Source organism: Novosphingobium sp. RL4 (assembly GCF_035658495.1).
Classification (GTDB): Bacteria; Pseudomonadota; Alphaproteobacteria; order Sphingomonadales; family Sphingomonadaceae; genus Novosphingobium.
This window is the reverse complement of record NZ_CP141945.1, coordinates 23,960-40,948: the sequence shown is the minus strand read 5'-3', so window position 1 is coordinate 40,948 and position 16,989 is coordinate 23,960. Positions and strand designations below refer to the sequence as shown.

Here is a 16,989-nt window from a genome sequence, read left to right as displayed (position 1 = left end):
AAGCGCGCTTTGCACCGGCACCTTATCCAACCTGTCACATTTGTGAATGGTGCCCATACGGCCCATTAACTTTGAGTACAGTCTTGGAACGACATAGGGAACTCGTCCCAGGGCATTGTTCAAGATGATATATTTCCTGAGAAATATATACGAAATTTTTCAGAAATATTAATTCCTGAACGATGATCGCGAATATCTGCGCTCATCTCAGAACAATAACTTTGCCTTGGAGATAAGACGACCTTTGTGTCGCAGGACTATTATGAGGATTACCATGAAGTACATTGCACTTTCGGCCGCTCTTGCCGCTTCGTTTTCGGTTCCCGCCATGGCGCAGGACACCGAAGCGTTCACCGGCCCCCGCGCCGGCGTCACCATGGGCTTCGACAAGATTCAGGGCGATGAAGGCTTCTCCTACGGCGTGAACGCCGGCTACGACGTTGCCGTCGCGCCGCGCATCACCGTGGGCCCGGAAGTCTCCTTCGGCGACTCCACCACCGACAGCGCCACGACCGACGTGAGCCGCGACATCACCGCCTCGCTCCGCGCGGGCTATGTGGTCGCCCCCAAGGTCCTGGCCTTCGGCAAGGTCGGCTACACCAGCACCCGCTTCGAGCCGGTGGCCGGCGGCAACTATTCGCTTGAGGGCGTGCGCTACGGCGGCGGCCTGGAATATGCGGTGACGCCGAAGACCTACATTTCGGCCGAATACCAGCGCACCGAATACGAAGCGAACTTCGGCGGCCGTGACGCGGCAGTCGTCGGCGTAGGCATGCGTTTCTAAGAGCTTCCAACCCGCCACCGAGACGGGAAGGCAAAAGGACGGGAAGGGTTGCCCCCCAGGGGGCCGCCCTTCCCGTTTTGCGTTATTTCGAGGCCTTCACGTAAGTCTTCGAGAGGAAGTCCATGCCCGGCACCACTTCGTGCTTCCGCAAGTCGAACCAGGCGGCGTTTTCCCAGTTCGATCCGGTGCCCCAGCGCGTCTTGCACTGCGTGGAAACCCAGTCCGGCGCCCAGTAGACCACGCCGTTCCCGCCCGCATCGACCACGGTCTGCGTCAGGTCCTCAAGATACTTCAACTGCCCCTTCGGCGTTGCCGGATAGCCGGGAATCAGCGAATCCGTGCCGAGCAGGTTGGTAGAGGCATCGGCGCTATCCTCGGTGAAGGGATAGGCCGTCTCCACCACCATGACATCCGCACCGTAGCGCTTGTGCGCGGTGTCGATGACCTTGGCCAGGCCCGAGAGGTTGTATTTCGACCACTTGGAGTAATAGCTCACGCCGATGATGTCATAGTCGAGCACGCCCGCCGCCGTCGCATCGTCGAACCAGGGCAGGACGTTTTCGGGCTGGGCGATGTGCAGCATGACCCGGATCGGCTTGCCCGTCTCCTTCGAAACCTCGCGCACGGCCGCGACGCCGGCGTTGAGCAGGTTGGCATTGCGCTTCCAGTCGATCGGCTTGTCCTTGGTGCCGCCCATGACTTCGGGGTTGGTCTCGTTGCCGACCTGCACCAGTTCGGGCAGTTCCCCCGCCGCGTTCAGCTTCGAAAGCACCTCGCGCGTGTAGTCATGCAGCGCGCGCACCTGCTGCTGGGTGTCCATCTTGGCCCAGGCGGCCGGCACGATCTGCTTGTCGCCATCGGCCCAGTCGTCGGAGTAATGGAAGTCCAGCAGTACCTCCAGCCCGGCGGCATGGGCGCGGCGGATGGTCTTGAGCACGTCCTCGTAGTTCGAATACTTCGTCCACTGCGGATCGTTCCAGATCCGCACGCGCATCAGGTTTCCGCCCTTTGCCTTCAGAAGCACGAAAGGATCGACGGGCTTGCCGTTCTGGCGGAACACGGCGCCGCAGTCCTCCATCTCGTTGGCAAAGGACAGGTCGGCGCCGAGATAGAGCTTGGTCTCGGCATGAGCCGAAGTCGCAGCCAGCAGCGTGGAGGCCGCAAGCGCGGCGCGAATGACGTTCTTCACCGGTATTCTCCTGCGGCCGGTCAGTGGAAAAAGAGATCGATGGCGGCGGGCGAAAGCCCCTCGCCGGACACGGTGACGCGGGCCGAGCCGCTGGAACCGCTGCCCTGCACGATGGCCTGCGCAAGGCCGTTGAACGCATTGCGGCTGTCGCCCTTGTCGGCCTCCAGCGAGGTGGGATTGCCGTTGCCCAGCCCGATGATCCGCGCCGGGCCGCTGACGCTGAAGCGCAGCGCATTGTCCGCCGTGAGCACCGGATTTCCGGCCTTGTCGAGCACTTCGACCCGCAGCACCGAAAGATCGGCGCCGCCTGCGGCGAGACGGACGCGCTCGGCAGTGAGCTTGAGCTTCGCCGGGGCCGATGCCGTCACCCGCTGGTCACGGGCGACGACCTTGCCGCCGTTGTACCCGCGCGCCTCCAGCTTGCCGGGCGCATAGGGCACCTGCCATTCGAGGTGGCCGTTGCGCGGCATCGGCTTGCGCCCCAGCGACTTGCCGTTGAGCAGCAGTTCGATCTCCGCGCAGTTGCCGTGCGCCCACACCGGGATCGGCTGCCCCTCGCGGCCCGCCCAGTTCCAGTGCGGCAGGAGATGGACCAGCGGCTGGTCCGGCCGCCACCACGCGCGGTAGTAGAAGTAGTTGTCCTTGGCGAAACCGCAGCTGTCCATCGCGCCGAAGTAGCTGGCAACGCTGGGAAACGCCGGATAGGGCGTGGGCTCGCCGCGATAGTCGAACCCGGTCCAGATGAAGCCGCCGGCAATGTAGGGCGCGTTCGCCACGATCGTCCACCATTCCTCGGCGGTCGATGCCCACCAGGGGTGCTCGGTGTCATAGGCCTTGACGATGTGCCGGGCCTCGTCGTTCTCGTACGCGCCGCGCGTGGAGACCGTGCTGCCGGTCTCGGTGCCGATCACCGGCTTGTCGGTGTGCCGTTCGTGCCAGGCGGCGATCTTGTCGGTGCGGTAATTGAAGCCGACGACATCCACCGCCTCGGCAGCGCCGCCGTCCCAGCCCTGGTCCATGGCCTGGGTGGTGAGGCGGGTGGGATCCAGCGCCTTGCAGCGCGCTACCAGTTCGGCCGAGATGCGGCGGCCGCGCTCCGAACCCTGATGGCCTTCCTCGTTGCCAACCGACCAGAGGATGATCGAAGGGTGATTGCGCGAGGAGAGGATCATCCGCTCCAGCTCGTCCATCGCCTCGGGGTTGGTGGTGTTGAGCCGCGTTTCCGCGATCATCATCATGCCCTTGCGGTCGCAGATGTCGAGCAGGACCTGCGCGGAGGGATTGTGTGCGCTGCGCCAGGAATTGGCGCCCATTTCCAGCGTGCGGTCAACGCGCCATTCGTGCAGCGCATCGGGGATCGCGGCGCCGACGCCGGCGTGGTCCTGATGGTTGCAGACTCCGAGCAGCTTCACGTTCTGCCCGTTGATGGTGAACCCGCGAACCGCGTCGAAGGTCACGGTGCGCACGCCGAACGCGGTCTCGGTCCTGTCCACCACCACGCCATCGCGCAGGACTTCGGTGGTGAGCCGGTAGAGATAGGGACTTGCCGGAGACCAGAGCCGGGGCGCCCGGATGCGTGCGGTCTGCTCGAACTCCACCTTGCCGAGCGCGGCCGGCTCGGCAAGGTGATCGGCCGCCATGGCAACCTGCCGCCCTTCCGCATCATGGACCGCGTGGCGCACGGTCACTTTCGCCGGGCTTTCGGCGTCGTTCGCCAGGGTGGTGAGGATGGTGACAGCGGCCCCTTCGCCGTCCACTTCCGCGCGGACGCATGTGCCCCACTGGGGAACGTGGCAGGCAGCCGCGCTGACCAGCGTGACGTGACGGTAAATCCCCGCCCCCTCATAGAACCAGCCCTCGCCCAGCGAGGCATCGACGCGCACCGCAACCTGGTTGGCGCCGCCTTCGTAATCGAGGAAATCGGCGATATCGACGCGGAACGGAGCATAGCCGCTGGCGCTGCCGCCCGCCTCGAAGCCGTTCACGAAGACCTTGCAATTGCGGAACACGCCATCGAATTCCAGCCAGACCGCGCGTCCCTTGTCAGCCGCGCCCACCGGCAGGCGGCAGCGATACCAGCCGACGCTGTTCTGCGGGAATGCGCGCCCGATCGCCTTGAAACCGTGCGCGGCGACAGCGTCTTCCTTGTCCTTCTCCGCAGGCGCGGCGGGCGCGGCAAAGGGCAGGTCCACCGCCCAGTCGTGAGGAACGCGGATTGCGCTCCAGCCGCTGTCATCGAAATCGGCCAGCGTGGCGGGCGAAACGTCGCGGCCGGGCTTGGCATACGTGCGCTGGTTCAGGCCGAAATCGAAATCCTTCGCCATGTCCGCGGCATGGCCGAGATGGAAGCGCCACCCTTCCGCCAGCAGCACCGAACGGCGCGGGGAATCCTCTGCCCGCCCCTGCGTCGTCGTTTCGGCCAGGGCGATGCCGGGAAGGCTCGCCGTGCCGAGGCCCGCAAGGCCCAGCGCCATGGCAGTGCGGCGGTCGGTGGAAATCGTCTGGTCGTCCATCATCGGTCTGGGCTCTCACGGCAGCTGCGTAGCTGGGAGGGCCGACGATCCTTGCGGATCGCAGTCCTTGCCGGTTCAGGCCCTCCCGTCTTCTTTCCATTTGTATGATATATATGGTTACGGCGGTCAATCGTTTGCGGCAGATCGTTTTCCGCCCTTCCCCGCCGCCCTTTGGCCTTCAGCTCTCGCCTTCGTTATGCTCGATCGCATCCAGGGCATCGACGATGATGAGCTTCATCGCATCGTGAGCAGCCTCGGGATCGCGAGACAGGATGGCGTTCTTCACCCGCTCGTGAGACTCAAGATCGGCGCTGCGCCCGACGATCCGGTTGGTGTAGCGGATCGAGGTCTTCAGGGCGGTGGACACCACGTCGCGGAACTGCCCGAAGAACGGATTGCCCGATGCGCTCAGGATCGCGACGTGGAAGGCGACATCAGCCTCCAGCACATCGTCCCGTCCTTCTTCGGCAGCCTGCATCCGGGCGAAGCCGGCAGCGATCGATCCCAGCCCTGCCTCGTCCGCCTCCCTGGCCGCCAGCGCGGCGGCGGCAGGCTCGATCGCGACGCGCAACTGGCTGAACTGCTTGAGGAGATCGATCGAAAACCGTTTTTCCAGCATCCAGCGCAGCACATCGGTATCGAACAGGTTCCATTCGCTGGAAGGCTGGATCACCGTGCCTTGTCGGGGCCGGGCACTGACCAGCCCCTTGGCCGTCAGCATCTTCACCGCTTCGCGCGTGACCGAGCGGCTGACGCCGTTCTGCACGGAAAGTTCGGCTTCCGTCGGAAACGGCTTTTCGGCATATACACCGCCGATGATCTGCGAACCCAGTCGATCGAGCAGGCCGTAAGTGAGGTTCCGCCCCAGAGAACTGCGGGTCTCCTGCTGCTTGACTTGCATCTGGTTGCGCTCTCCCATTATATCTTTAATCATATAAATAGACCCGGCGCCGCCAGCACAAGTCCTTTAAGCATTTCATTGCTTGGCACGAATGCATTTGCCCGCACCATCGCTGCCTTGGCCTCGGCGCTGGCATGTCGGCCTTTCGCAGGCTAGCAAGCCGGGATGGACGATCTGTTTTCCGCCGCTGCCCTGACCGGCCGGACCCTCACGCGCGGGGACATCCGCAACCTGTGCGGCACGCCGCGCACGCTGGCCGAATGCGATCTGGAGGAAGCCGACCTGTCCGGCCTCGACCTTTCGGGCTGGCAATTCGAACGCTGCAACTTCCGCAAGGCCGATTTCGGGGGCGCGATGCTGGAAGATACGGCCTGGAAATCCTGCCGGGGCGCTTTCGTGAACTTCATCGCCGCCGACCTCACCGGCGCGGCCTTCACTGCCAGCGATTTCAACAACGGCGCTTTCAGGAAAGCCACCCTGCATTCGGCCGCCTTCACCGGATGCAAGCTGACCGGCGCCGACTTTTCCGATACGAAAGGCGTGGAGATCCGGTTCGAGGAAACCTTGCTGATCGATGCCAAGCTGCTCGGCCACTCTTTCCGCAAGACGGTTCTGAAGCGCGTGGATTTCTCGACGGCGGACTTGCGGAAGTGCGATTTCCGGCAGGCGACCTTCGAAGCATGCAGCTTGCGCGAAGCCGGCCTCGACGGCGCCCGGTTCGACGGCGCCGACTTGCGCGGCGCCGACCTCGGCGGCCTGCGCCTCGTGGACGCCGCCCCCTTTCGCGGCGCGACGATTTCGGCCGATCAGGCAGGCCTGCTTCTGCGCGAACTGGGCCTCAAGGTCAGCTAGAGCGCGTGAATCCGGCGCGGTCAGGCCGTCGTCAACGAGCAGGTGCGTCAGCTCGAAGGGCCGTGACCACGTTTGAGCCGATAGGCGATTGTCCCGCTCCGGCTTTCACCCGGTGATGGAAAACACTGCGACCATATCGCTGGACCAGGTTCGACATGCGCACTAACTAAATGCTCATGTGCTCGGCGTCCTCGAACCAGTCCAACATTTCCGGCTCCTGTCTTTGCGGAACAGTTCGCTTCGACATCAACGGCAGCTTCGACAGCTTCTTCCTCTGCCATTGCTCGCGGTGCCGGAAGGGAAGCGGCACGGCCCATGGCGCCAATCTCTTCGCGACTGACGCATCGCTCCATTGGGTGGCCGGAGAGGCTGAAGTGAAAATTTTTCGGCTGCCCGGCACCCGGCACCAACGCAGCTTCTGCGTTGAGTGCGGGTCAGCGCTCCCCGATGTCCAGATGGATGGCGCACTGCTCAAGGTTCCCGCCGGCTGCCTCGATGGCCCCGTCGAAATTCGACCGACCGCACACATCTGTTGCGCCAGCCGTGCAGACTGGGATGTCGATCTGGAAAAGGTTGTCACGATGGATGGATTGCCCGGCTGAACGCCCCGGATACGTGGATATCGATCCCTCGCGGAATTCGTCCAGGTGTCCCCCACGTCAAGCGACCGACAGGGACGCGCAGCGGTTGTTAATGCGCCCTCGGCCCTGCGTCCGCTATCAGGCGCATCGGAAAAAAGCGGGTTTCAATCGGCAGGCCGTCTCGGTCGGACTTTCACACGCGCCGCGCAAGTCGCAACCGCCGCTGCGTTACCTCATCGGCAACTTCGCCTCAGCCCCTTGCCTAACACCGCGAAATTACGGACATCTGCCAGCCTGCGCAGCGCGGATCGGGAGGCGATGACATGAGTTGGGTGCGTCGGGGCCTGCTGGAGCTTTGGGCGATGGTCATCCTCGCCGGGATCGTGGGCTTTCTCGGCCCATTCGGCACATATCTCGATGCCGAGTTTCCGGCGCGGGCCTGGAACTGGTTCACGCACCTCATGGGCGCCTATGTGCTGGTGCGCCCCACGATCTGGCTGCTGATCGCCATCGCCAATGCCACCTCGCTGCCGCGAAATGCGCTGCTGTTCTGGGGCGTTCTGCTGTCCAGTTTCCCGCTCACGCTCGTCTGGGTCTGGGGCGGGGGCGTGTTCTTCCATGCACTGGGCGGCTTTACGGGAATTCTCCCTCTCGCACTGCTCAGTGCGGTCGCGATCCTCGTCGTGGTCTGGTGGGCCAAGCGGATCGACGCCCAGTTGAGCGACGGACACCAACCTCACCGCGACCGGATCGCAAGCTTCGCGGACGATACCCCCGTTCGCGCCGCGGCGCCTGAACGCGACGAAGCCCTGGGCGAACCGCTGGACGACAGCGGCATGCCCCGGCTGCAACGCCGGCTCAGCAAGGCTTTCGCGGGACCGATCCTGGCGCTTCAAAGCGAGGACCACTACGTTCGCGTCCACGGGGCCGGGTCGAGCGAACTGCTCCTGATGCGCCTTCGCGATGCCATCGCGGAAATGGACGAATGCCCCGGCCAGCAGGTCCATCGAAGCTGGTGGGTTGCCCGCGAGGGCATCGCCTCGGTGGAATCGGACGGACGAAACCGCGTAATCCGGCTGACCAACGGCGAATTCGCCCCGGTTGCGCGGGATTCCATTTCCAGTCTCGAAAGGCAGGGCTTCCTGAAAACGTCCAGCAACTGAGAAGCTCCGGGCGGGCAGAGCGAAGGAGCCCTGCCCGCCCGGATACCGGATCAGGCGTTCAGCGTCGCGTTGTCGATCACGAAGCGGTACTTCACGTCGCTTCGCTGCATGCGATCGAAGGCTTCGTTGATATCGTGGATGTCGATCAGTTCGATATCGGCAACGATGCCCTTCTCGGCGCAGAAATCGAGCATCTCCTGCGTCTCGGCGATGCCGCCGATCAGCGAGCCGGCGATGGTCCGGCGGCGGAAGATCAGGGCGCCCACGTTCGGTGACGGGTGGGGACGCTCGGGTACGCCCACCAGCGTCATCGTACCGTCGCGCTTGAGCAGCGCGGTGAAGGCATCGAGATCGTGGCTGGCGGCAACGGTGTTGAGGATGAAGTCGAAGCTGTTCGCATGGGCGTTCATCTCGTCGGGATTACGCGAGACCACCACCTCGTCCGCGCCGAGCGCCAGCGCGGCTTCGCGCTTGCTGTCCGAAGTGGTGAAAGCCACGACATGCGCGCCAAGTGCATGGGCAAGCTTGACGCCCATATGTCCCAGACCGCCGATGCCGACCACGCCCACTTTCTGGCCCGGGCCGACTTTCCAGTGGCGCAGCGGCGACCATGTGGTGATCCCCGCGCAGAGCAGCGGCGCCACGGCGGCAAGCTGTTCCGCCGGGTGGCTGACCTTGAGGACGAACTTGTCGTTGACGACGATGGCCTGCGAATAGCCGCCCTGGGTATGGCCGGGGGCATCGGCGGTTGCACCGTTGTACGTGCCGATGAAGCCATCGTCGCAATATTGCTCAAGGCCTTCGTCGCAGGCGCTGCAATGCTGGCAGCTATCGACCATGCAGCCCACGCCAACGGTATCGCCAACCTTGAAGGCCGTCACTTCGCTGCCTACCGCACTGACGCGGCCGACGATTTCGTGCCCCGGCACGCAAGGGTAGAGCGTGCCCGCCCATTCGCCACGCGCTTGGTGCAGGTCGGAATGGCAGACGCCGCAATATGCGATATCGATTGCGACATCGTGTGCCCCCGGCTCACGGCGTTCGATATCGAGCGCCACGAGCGGAGTGTGTTCGGTGACGGCACCAAATGCCTTCGTCATCGGAATTTGTCCTTGAAACTGAGAGAGTATGCGCGGCAGACCGTCGCCGCGCCCTTCAGGTAGGCGTCCGCCCCCGCCGGATCAGCCCGCAGGCAATCGAACAAAGCGATGAACGAAACTCATCGTGATCGTCCCTTGCAGCCAGTCGGAGCGCCGCGCCCTCACCAGCGAAACAACCGATGAAACGGGCCAGCCGGTCTTTTTACCGATCGTCCATTTCTTTCGGCCACGATCCGCAGATGGTTCGATCGCCCGCTCCCTATTCGATCCGTGCGCTACGCCGCCGACGGTCGCGTTCCGTATGGCAGACGGTGGGCGGATACTTCCTCGTCGCGATCTGCATCGGCGGCACAGCCGGTCTGGCGCTTAATGCCTTTGATCGATGGCGTACCGAAAGCGCTGCCCGCCAGGCCCTGCTGGACACGCTGCCAGAGGGCTATGTTTTCCGGACTTGCGGCGAAGTTGAAGCGAGGGGGCTGGCACCGCTCTATCGGGGTGAGCGCGGCTTCGGGCAGCACCTGGACAGCGACCATGACGGGACCGGCTGCGAACCCTACCCCTGATCCCGCCCGGTCTAGAACCCGAGCGGCCTCATTTCGCGGATGAGGTCCACCAGCAGGCGCAGGCCGGAGGGCACCTGCCTGCGGCTCGAATAGTAGACATGGAAAGCCTCCCCCATGGAGCCCCATTCGTCCAGCGCGATCGCCAGCCTGCCTTCCGCGATGGCACCCGCAATAGAAGGTTCGGCGGCGTAGATGAGCGCGGCGCCGCTGAGCGCCATGTGCAGGCCGATGCGGGAATTGCCGATGGTGAGCGGACCGGGAACGGCGAGCGCCACCGCCTCGTCGCCCTTTTCGAACTCCCAGTGATAGATGCGGTCGTTGCCGAGCCTGATCTTCATGCAGCGGTGATTCATGAGATCCTGCGGGACCTGCGGCGTTCCAAAACGCTCGAAATAGGCGGGCGAACCAGCGACGACCCAGCGCATCGGCGGCGAGATGCGCTGCACGATCATGTCTTCCGGCACCGTGCCGCCATAGCGAATGCCGGCGTCGTACCCCTGATCGATCACATCGATCATGCGGTTGTCGATCGAGAGGTCGATCTCGATATCGGGATAGAGTTCGACGAAGCGGGGCAGCACCGGGGCGAGGATCAGTTCGGCCGCATCCTCCGGCACGTTAAGCCGGATGCGTCCGGCCGGCGCATCGCGAAAACGGTTGAGCACTTCCGCAGCGTGATCGATCGCGTCGAAATGCTCGGCGATCGCGTCGCGGAACGCCTCTCCCGCCGCTGTCAGCGTAACACTGCGGTTGGTGCGGTTGAGCAGGCGCACGCCGTGGCGCTCTTCCAGCCCCTTCAGCGCATGGCTCAGGGCCGAGGCGCTGATGCCGAGTTCAAGGCTGGCCCGCCGGAAACTGCGATTGCGCGCGATGGCGAGGAAATAGGCGAAATCGGCAAGGTCCGATCGACTGAACTTCATGGAAACCTGGTTCGCCCTTCGCTGGGATGCATGGAGAGCTACTCTAGCACGGCCCCGACGCGCAGGCGCAAGATGGCCCTGCATGAAGGATGCCGCGGCCTGTTTGTGGCCGATCAGATTTTCGGGAATAAAGGGTATCTGGTGAAATGGTGGAGCCTAGCGGGATCGAACCGCTGACCTCCTGCATGCCATGCAGGCGCTCTCCCAGCTGAGCTAAGGCCCCAATCATTTCAGCGGATCAACCTGGGAGGTTCGATCCGGTTTCCCTGCCGTAACCGGCTTTGAAGGCCGTGTTCCGCTTGGGAGGCAGCCCTTTAGATCGGCTTTTCCGGCATGACAAGAGGGACAATCGCCCTGCGAAAAACTTTTTCGATCTTTTTCCACAGCCCGTTTCCGCCCTCTGGCGAGACCGCTGCAGACCGCCTGCCTTGACGATAAAGTCGACGCGCGGTTCCTTCAGGAATCCCCGTCAGGACGGATGTCCGGGTTGGGCAATCCCAACCCGGTCCGCGCGACATGTCCGGCACATCGGTGGCGTGACGAGGACAATCGCTGCGGAACGGATGACCCGGGGGGACAGGTCATCCGAACCTCCTGGCTTCCTCAGGCAGCCGGCCGGCTCTACTTGAGGCCGCCGCCGATGGCGCGATAGATCTCGACCATGTTGCTGGCGCGGGTCAGCCGCGTCGTCACCAGGGTCTGTTCGGCGCTGTAGAGCGTGCGCTGCGAATCCAGCGTGGTCAGGAAATCGTCCACGCCCGCGCGGAACCGCGCGTCCGAGAGGCGATAGCTGACCCGCGCGGAATCGCGCAGCGAGGTCTGGGCTTCGAGCTGGTTGGTCATCGTCGCGCGCCGGGCAAGCGCATCGGCGACTTCCTTGAAGCCGGTCTGCACGCTCTTCTCGTAAGTCGCCACCATGGCATCATACGTCGCGCGGGCATAGCGCAGGTTGCCCTGGTTCCTGCCGAAGTCGAAGATCGGCAGGCTCGCCGAAGGTGCCACCGACCAGTAGTCGCTGCCCGACTTGAACAGGTTCGACAGGCCGAGGCTCATCGTGCCGAATGCGGCGGTCAGCGAGATCTTCGGGAAGAACGCCGCGCGGGCGGCGCCGATATTGGCGTTCGCACCGATAAGCTGATGCTCCGCCGCGGCAATGTCGGGACGGCGCAGCAGCAGGCTGGAGGGCAGGTCCGCCGGCAGGTTGGCCAGCGTGACGTCGCTTTCCGGCAGCGCGGTCGGCAAATCTTCTGCCGAAAGGCTGGTTCCCGCCAGCAGTTCCAGAGCGTTCCTGTCCTGCGCCACCAGCGTCGTGGCCTGGGCGATATCGGAACGGGCCTGATCGTAGCTGGTCTGCGCCTGTCGCACTTCCAGTTCCGAGGCGATCCCCTTGGCGAAGCGCGCCTTGGTCAGGTCGAACGTCTGGCCGAACGCCTTTTCGAGATTGCGGGCGATCTGGAGCTTTTCCTGATCGGCCGCCATCGTCAGCCACGCCGTTGCCGTTTCGGCGATGAGCGCGGTCTGCGCGGCGTTACGGTTCTCGACCGAGGCAAAGTAGCTTTCCTGCGCCGCCTTGGTGAGATTGCGCACGCGGCCGAACAGGTCGATTTCCCAGGCCGAAACCCCGACCGAGGCGGTGTAGATATCGGTCCGCCCGGATACGCCGCCGGCACCGCCCGCAGCCTGCTGGGCAAAGGGCTGGTCCTGGTAGGTCGCGCTGCCGCTCCCCGCGAGCGTGGGCAGAATATCTGCACGCTGCACGCGGTACTGGGCACGGGCCTGTTCGACGTTGGCAACGGCAATCCGCAGATCGCGGTTGTTGTCCAGCGAGGTCTGGATGACCCGCGCCAGGCGCGGATCGGTGAAGAAGTCCTTCCAGGCGGTATCGGCCGATACCGCCTGCGCCCCCTGCCCGTCCGGCGCGGCCAACCCTTGCGGGCTGGTCGCCGGAACCGGCAGGTCGGGACGGACATACTTGGGGGCCATGTTGCAGGCCGCCAGCGCCAGCGCCAGCGACGTGGCCGTAAGCGCTTTCACGTTTCGCATTTTCATGCCTCCTGAGGCGCGGCCGAAGCCTCGCCGTCGACAGGTGCCCCGTCCTTTCCGTGATGTTCACGGAACACGCGCTTCACGACGGTGAAGAAGACGGGAACGAAGAAGATGGCCAGGATGGTGGCCGAGAGCATGCCGCCCACGACAGCCCAGCCGATCGCGTTCTGGCCGCCCGCGCCCGCCCCGGTCGAAACCGCCAGCGGCAACACGCCGAAGATGAACGCGAAGCTGGTCATCAGGATCGGACGCAGGCGCAGTTTGCCCGCTTCCAGGGCCGCGGCCACGGGTGAGAGGCCGTCCCGCATCTTCTCCTCGGCGAATTCGACGATGAGGATCGCGTTCTTGGCCGAGACGCCGATGGTCGTGATGAGACCTACCTGAAGGTAGATGTCGTTGTTGAGCCCCACGAGCGTCGCCGCGATCACCGCGCCGAGCACGCCCAGCGGCACGACGAGCATGACCGCGATCGGCACCGACCAGCTTTCGTAAAGCGCGGCAAGGCAGAGGAACACGATCAGCATGGACAGTGCGTAAAGCGCCGGAGCCTGACCGCCCGAGGTGTTTTCCTCGTAGGAGATACCGCTCCATTCGAGGCCGACACCGGCCGGCAGCTTGGTGGCAAGCTGTTCCACGACCTTCATCGCATCGCCGGTGGAGACGCCGGGAGCCGGAGCACCCATGATCTGCATCGAGGACACGCCGTTGAAGCGTTCCAGCTTGGCCGGACCGTAGATCCACTCGGTGGTCGCGAAGGAGGAGATCGGTGCCATCACGCCCGAACTGCCACGCACATGGAACGCACCGATCGATTCGGGCGTCGTGCGGAACGGCTGGTCGGCCTGCACGAACACCTTCTTCACACGGTCGCGGTCAATGAAGTCATTGACGTAGCTGCTGCCCATGGCGGTGCTGATGGTCGAGTTGATGTCCGCCTGCGCGATGCCAAGGGCACCGGCAGCCGCCTGATCGACGTCCAGCTTGATCTGCGGCGTATCTTCCAGTCCGTTGGGACGGACTTGCGCCAGGCGCTTGTCACCCGCGGCCATGCCGAGGAACTGATTGCGCGCCTCCAGCAACTTCTGGTGGCCGAGGCCCCCGCGATCGACGAGCTGGAACTCGAACCCGGTCGCATTGCCCAGTTCCTGGACGGCGGGCGGCGCGAAGGCGATCACCATGCCAGACGTGATCTTCTGGAACGCCATGTTGGCACGCTGGGCCACCGCCATCACGGTGTTCTCCGCGCCCTTGCGCTCCGACCAGTCCTTCATGCGCACGAAGGCGAGGCCCACGTTCTGGCCCTGCCCCACGAAACCGAAGCCGGAAATCGTGAAGACGTCGGCCACGTTGGCCTTTTCGTCCTTGAGGTAGTGATCGCGGACACGCGCCAGCGTGCGCTCGGTCTCCTCCATCGTCGTACCGGCGGGCAGCGACACCTGGTTCATCAGGATGCCCTGGTCCTCGTCCGGCAGGAAGCCGCCGGGAAGACGCAGGAAGATAAGGCCCATGCCCACCACGATGGCGGCGTAGACCAGCATGGTCCGGCCCCAGCGGTGTTCGACCTTGTCCACCGCCTTGCCGTAGCGCTCGACGCCGCGATCGAAGGTCCGGTTGAACCAGTCGAAGAAGCGGTTGAACATGCCCGCGATACCGGTCCGCTTGCCTTCGCCGTGGCCGTGGCCGTGTGAGCTGGGCTTGAGGATCGTGGCGCAGAGCGCCGGCGTAAGGACGAGCGCCACGATCACCGAGAGCACCATCGATGAGACGATGGTGATCGAGAACTGGCGGAAGATGACGCCGGTGGAACCGCCGAAGAACGCCATCGGCAGGAACACCGCCGAAAGCACGAGGCCGATGCCGACCAGCGCGCCGCTGATCTCGTCCATCGAGCGGCGGGCCGCTTCCTTGGGGCTCAGCCCCTCGTCCTGGATGAGACGTTCGACGTTCTCGACCACGACGATGGCGTCATCGACCAGCAGGCCGATCGCCAGCACCATGCCGAACAGGGTTAGCGTGTTGATGGTGAAGCCGGCCAGTTGCAGGATCGCGAGCGAGCCCAGCAACACGACGGGAACGGCGATGGTCGGGATCAGCGTCGCGCGCCAGTTCTGGAGGAACAGGAACATGACGATGAAGACGAGCACCACGGCTTCCACGAGCGTGTGGATCACCTGCTCCACCGAGAGCTTCACGAAGGTCGAATTGTCGACCGGGAACTTGTACTTCACCCAGCTCGGGAAGTTCTTGGAGAGCTGGTCGATCTGGGTTTTCACGGCTTCGACGGTGTCGAGCGCATTCGCGCCCGGTGCCAGCTTGATGCCGAAACCGGCAGCCGGATAGCCGTTGAGCTTGGCGCCGAAGCTGTAGTTTTCCGCGCCCATCTCGACGCGCGCGACGTCGGACAGGTGGACGACGGAACCGTCGGTGTTGTTGCGGAGCATGATCTGGCGGAACTGCTCGGCCGTGCGCAGGCGGGACTGCGCGGTGATCGTGGCGTTGAGCGCCTGCCCCTTGGGCGAAGGCGTACCGCCGATCTGGCCCGCCGAAACCTGCGCGTTCTGCGCCTGGATCGCCGAGGTCACGTCCGAAGTCGTGACGCCGAGGTTGGCCATCTTGTACGGGTCAAGCCAGACGCGCATGGAATATTGCGCACCCAGAAGCTGCGTGTCGCCCACGCCGTTGACGCGGCTGATCGGGTCCTGCAGCGAACTCGCAACGAAATCGCCCGCGTCCTCCTGGTCGTGAATGCCGTCATCAGCATAGACGGCCATGACCATCAGGAAGGTCGCGGTGGACTTGGTCACGCGAAGGCCCTGCAACTGCACTTCCTGCGGCAGCAGCGGCGTGGCCTGCGTGAGCTTGTTCTGGACCTGGACCTGCGCGATGTCGGGATCGGTGCCCTGCTCGAAGGTCAGGGTCACGGTAAGGTTGCCGGCGCCATCGCTCGATGACGAGAAATAGCGAAGGTGGTCGATGCCCTTAAGCTGTTGCTCGATGACCTGGGTCGTCGTGCTTTCCAGCGTCTCGGCATTCGCACCGGGATAGCTGGTGGAGATCTGGACGGCGGGGGCCGCGATCTCGGGGAACTGGGCCACGGCGAGCGAACGGATCGCCAGGACGCCCGCAAGCATCATGACGATGGCGATGACCCATGCGAAGATGGGTCTGTCGATGAAATACCGGGACATGGGTTACTTCGCCCCGCCCGCGGTCGTGATCTGCTGCGGCATGCCCGCCTTGACGACCGTGCCCGGCCGCAGGTTTACGAGACCCTCGACGATCAGCCTGTCGCCGACGTTGAGGCCCTTGGTGACGATCCACTTGTCGCCGACGGCGCGATCGGTTTCGATCTGGCGCTGCTCGACCTTGTTGTCCTTGCCCACGACCATCGCGGTAGCCCGGCCGCGCGGATCGCGCGTGACGCCCTGCTGGGGTGCGAGGATGACATTGCTGCGCAGGCCCTCGACCAGCTTGGCGCGGACATACATGCCCGGCAGCAGCAGGCCGTTGGGGTTCGGGAAGGTCGCGCGCAGGATCACGGAGCCGGAGCTCTGGTCCACGGTGACGTCGGCAAACTGGAGGCGGCCTTCGATCGGGTAGACCGAACCGTTCGGCAGGATGAGCTGGACGCGGGCGCCGTCGGCTTCGCTGACACCCCCGGCGGCCATCGCCTGCTTGAGGTCGATGATCTGGGCGGCCGACTGGGTCACGTCGACATAGACGCTGTCGGTACGCTGGATCGTCGCCAGAGCGTCCGCCTGCGCGGCCGAAACGAGCGCGCCCGGCGTGAACAGCGAACGGCCGATACGGCCCGAGATCGGCGCGCGGATGCGCGTGAAGTTCTGGTTCACCTGCGCGGCCTGGAGCGCACCTTGCTGCGCCGCAACATTGGCCCGCGCCTGCTGCGCGGCGGCGGCGGCATCATCGTATTGCTGCCGGCTGACCGCGTTGATCGCGATCAGGTCCTTGTAGCGCTGGGCCTGGAGCGCGGTGGAGCGGATCGTCGCATTGGCGGTGGCCAGCGAGCCCTGCGCCTGCGCCACGGCCGCACGGTAAGGCGCGTCCTCGATCTCGTAGAGAAGCTGGCCGGCCTGCACGTTGCTGCCCTCGGTGAACAGCCGGCGCCGGATTACACCGGTGATCTGGGGCCGGACATCCGCCGTTTCCAGCGCGGTAATACGGCCGGGGAGTTCATTCGTCAGCGCTGCTGATTCGGTCGTGAGCGTCACGACACCGACTTCGGGCGGAGGCGGCGCAGACGGCTGCTGCTCTCCACATGCACTCAGCGCAAGCGCCGAGGCGCACGCCAGAAACCCGATAATCATCGCCTTTTGCATTGGTTCATCCGTTGCGATCGTTGGGGGGCAATTTGAGAGT

General features: G+C 64.5%; 13 protein-coding genes and 1 tRNA gene. 5 read left to right on the top strand and 9 right to left on the bottom strand.

What is annotated here, in order from left to right; genetic code table 11:
* The first annotated feature begins 274 nt into the window (after positions 1–274).
* Positions 275–784, top strand: coding sequence for a porin family protein (locus U9J33_RS17665; protein ID WP_054441870.1), 510 nt, complete (start codon positions 275–277; stop codon positions 782–784).
* 82 nt (positions 785–866) lie between these two features.
* Here the strand turns inward: U9J33_RS17665 and U9J33_RS17660 are convergent, their stop codons facing one another.
* The 3 genes from U9J33_RS17660 to U9J33_RS17650 all read right to left on the bottom strand — a co-directional run bounded on the left by U9J33_RS17660 (position 867) and on the right by U9J33_RS17650 (position 5,387).
* Entirely contained in the window at positions 867–1,973 is a 1,107-nt protein-coding gene (locus U9J33_RS17660) for a glycoside hydrolase family 53 protein (protein WP_420719907.1), read from the bottom strand.
* 20 nt (positions 1,974–1,993) lie between these two features.
* Complete coding sequence (galA, locus tag U9J33_RS17655) at positions 1,994–4,486, bottom strand: beta-galactosidase GalA (RefSeq protein ID WP_420719919.1); 2,493 nt, start codon at positions 4,484–4,486, stop codon at positions 1,994–1,996.
* 178 nt (positions 4,487–4,664) lie between these two features.
* Positions 4,665–5,387 carry a FadR/GntR family transcriptional regulator gene (locus U9J33_RS17650; protein ID WP_054441977.1) on the bottom strand — a complete coding sequence of 241 codons (723 nt, stop codon included), beginning with the start codon at positions 5,385–5,387 and terminating at the stop codon, positions 4,665–4,667.
* A 165-nt stretch (positions 5,388–5,552) separates the two neighbouring features.
* Here U9J33_RS17650 and U9J33_RS17645 point away from each other — a divergent pair, with 165 nt between their 5' ends.
* The 3 genes from U9J33_RS17645 to U9J33_RS17635 all read left to right on the top strand — a co-directional run bounded on the left by U9J33_RS17645 (position 5,553) and on the right by U9J33_RS17635 (position 7,983).
* Positions 5,553–6,239, top strand: coding sequence for a pentapeptide repeat-containing protein (locus tag U9J33_RS17645; RefSeq protein ID WP_324699553.1), 687 nt, complete (start codon positions 5,553–5,555; stop codon positions 6,237–6,239).
* A gap of 170 nt (positions 6,240–6,409) precedes the next feature.
* On the top strand, positions 6,410–6,841 hold the full coding sequence (locus U9J33_RS17640) for a GFA family protein (protein WP_324699552.1): 432 nt from the start codon (positions 6,410–6,412) through the stop codon (positions 6,839–6,841).
* A 302-nt stretch (positions 6,842–7,143) separates the two neighbouring features.
* Positions 7,144–7,983: a LytTR family DNA-binding domain-containing protein gene (locus U9J33_RS17635; protein ID WP_054441868.1), complete on the top strand. Its 840-nt coding sequence runs from the start codon at positions 7,144–7,146 to the stop codon at positions 7,981–7,983.
* Between the two features lie 50 nt (positions 7,984–8,033).
* Here the strand turns inward: U9J33_RS17635 and U9J33_RS17630 are convergent, their stop codons facing one another.
* On the bottom strand, positions 8,034–9,083 hold the full coding sequence (locus tag U9J33_RS17630; RefSeq protein ID WP_324699551.1) for an NAD(P)-dependent alcohol dehydrogenase: 1,050 nt from the start codon (positions 9,081–9,083) through the stop codon (positions 8,034–8,036).
* A 239-nt stretch (positions 9,084–9,322) separates the two neighbouring features.
* On the opposite strand from U9J33_RS17630, the gene U9J33_RS17625 reads away from it, so the two are divergent.
* Entirely contained in the window at positions 9,323–9,646 is a 324-nt protein-coding gene (locus U9J33_RS17625; RefSeq protein ID WP_324699550.1) for an excalibur calcium-binding domain-containing protein, read from the top strand.
* Between the two features lie 11 nt (positions 9,647–9,657).
* Here U9J33_RS17625 and U9J33_RS17620 read toward each other — a convergent pair whose 3' ends face one another.
* The 5 genes from U9J33_RS17620 to U9J33_RS17600 form a co-directional block, all read right to left on the bottom strand.
* Complete coding sequence (locus tag U9J33_RS17620) at positions 9,658–10,566, bottom strand: LysR family transcriptional regulator (protein WP_324699549.1); 909 nt, start codon at positions 10,564–10,566, stop codon at positions 9,658–9,660.
* A 147-nt stretch (positions 10,567–10,713) separates the two neighbouring features.
* Positions 10,714–10,789 (bottom strand) — tRNA-Ala (locus tag U9J33_RS17615).
* Between the two features lie 398 nt (positions 10,790–11,187).
* The gene (locus tag U9J33_RS17610) at positions 11,188–12,609 is read right to left on the bottom strand and encodes an efflux transporter outer membrane subunit (RefSeq protein WP_054441865.1); all 1,422 of its coding nucleotides are present in this window, start codon (positions 12,607–12,609) and stop codon (positions 11,188–11,190) included.
* Positions 12,610–12,611: 2 nt separating this feature from the next.
* On the bottom strand, positions 12,612–15,800 hold the full coding sequence (locus tag U9J33_RS17605; RefSeq protein ID WP_132468864.1) for an efflux RND transporter permease subunit: 3,189 nt from the start codon (positions 15,798–15,800) through the stop codon (positions 12,612–12,614).
* A 3-nt stretch (positions 15,801–15,803) separates the two neighbouring features.
* Positions 15,804–16,949: an efflux RND transporter periplasmic adaptor subunit gene (locus U9J33_RS17600; protein ID WP_054441864.1), complete on the bottom strand. Its 1,146-nt coding sequence runs from the start codon at positions 16,947–16,949 to the stop codon at positions 15,804–15,806.
* Positions 16,950–16,989: the final 40 nt, after the last annotated feature.